Origin of the sequence: Methylobacterium sp. WL103, from assembly GCF_008039885.1 — a bacterium.
Lineage (GTDB): Bacteria > Pseudomonadota > Alphaproteobacteria > Rhizobiales > Beijerinckiaceae > Methylobacterium > Methylobacterium cerastii.
In genome coordinates, this window is record NZ_VRUX01000864.1 from 1 (window position 1) to 1,379 (window position 1,379).

Annotated in this window: 1 protein-coding gene; it reads left to right on the top strand. The window is 74.4% G+C overall.

The features are described 5' to 3' along the window. A partial coding sequence (locus tag FV222_RS26185; RefSeq protein WP_281406932.1) for a helicase-related protein occupies positions 1 to 1,379 on the top strand: 1,379 nt, incomplete at both ends.

The window sequence follows — 1,379 nt, forward strand, 5'->3', positions numbered from 1 at the left end:
GCTCCGGGCCGAGCCGGCGCGGGACGGCGCCCTCGCCTGGCATCTCCGGGTGAGCCTGCCGCTCCTCGACGACGGCCGCCTCGACCTGCGCCTCGACGCGCCGCCGGGCGAGGCGGCGGCCGAGATCCTGGAGGAGATGGCGCTCGGCAACGATCCGGCCTGGCGGCTCGACGACCTGCGGGCGGCGCTTGCCGAGACCGCGGCCGGGTTCGCGCGCACGCTCCACCGGACGGTGGCGCGCCTGCGCGACCAGATCCGCGACGACCTCCACGAGATCGGGGCGGACGCGCCCACCTACATCGCCCACCTCGACCGGTCGCTGCGCGCCCGCGTCTTCACGCCCTCCCCGAACCTCGCCCACGCGATCCTCGACACCCTGAAGACCGTGCGGACGCGGGCGAAGGTGGTGGCGCGCGAGGAATCCGGACGGCGGCGCCTGCGCGACCGGGTCGGGTTCGGCTCCTACATCGACAAGTTCGTGCCCGCCCGCCGGCTGAACCGGCGCATCGTCTTCCACATGGGCCCGACCAATTCCGGCAAGACCTACGCGGCGCTCGAAATGCTGGCGAAGGCGCCGACCGGGACCTACCTCGCGCCGCTGCGCCTGCTCGCGCTGGAGAACTACGAGGCCCTGCTGGAGCGGGGCCTGCGCGCCGGCATGGTCACCGGCGAGGAGATCCTGGGCGAGCCGGACCCGAGCCACACCGCGCGCACCATCGAGACCGCTGACCTGCGCCGCCCGGTCGAGGTCGCGGTGATCGACGAGATCCAGATGCTGTCCGACCCCGACCGCGGCTGGGCCTGGACCAACGCGCTGTTCGGGATTCCGGCGCGGACCGTGATCGTCTGCGGCTCGGACGACGCGCTCTCGCATGTCCGCCGAGCGGCGGAGGCCGCGGGCGAATCCCTCGACGTGGTCACCTTCGTGCGCAAGACCCCGCTGGTGGCGCTCGGTGAGCCCGTTCCGCTCGAATCCGTGCAGCCGGGGGACGCCGTCGTCGCCTTCTCGCGCCGGGCCGTGCACGAGAACCGCGAGGCGCTGGTGGCGGCCGGGCGCAGCGTCGCCACCATCTACGGCGCGCTCTCGCCGGAGGTGCGGCGGGCGGAAGCGCGGCGCTTCCGCGACCGCGAGGCCGAGGTGCTGGTCACCACCGACGCGATCGGCATGGGCCTGAACCTCGGGCCGCTCAAGCGCGTGATCTTCTCGGCCGTCGCGAAGTGGGACGGCACGGCGACCCGCCCGCTCACCAACCCCGAGATCCGCCAGATCGCGGGACGCGCCGGCCGCTTCGGACATCAGGACGAGGGCCACGTCTCGGCCACCGACGACGCCAGCCTCGGCCCGATCCGCGACGCGCTCGCCGGCGCGCCGACGGCGC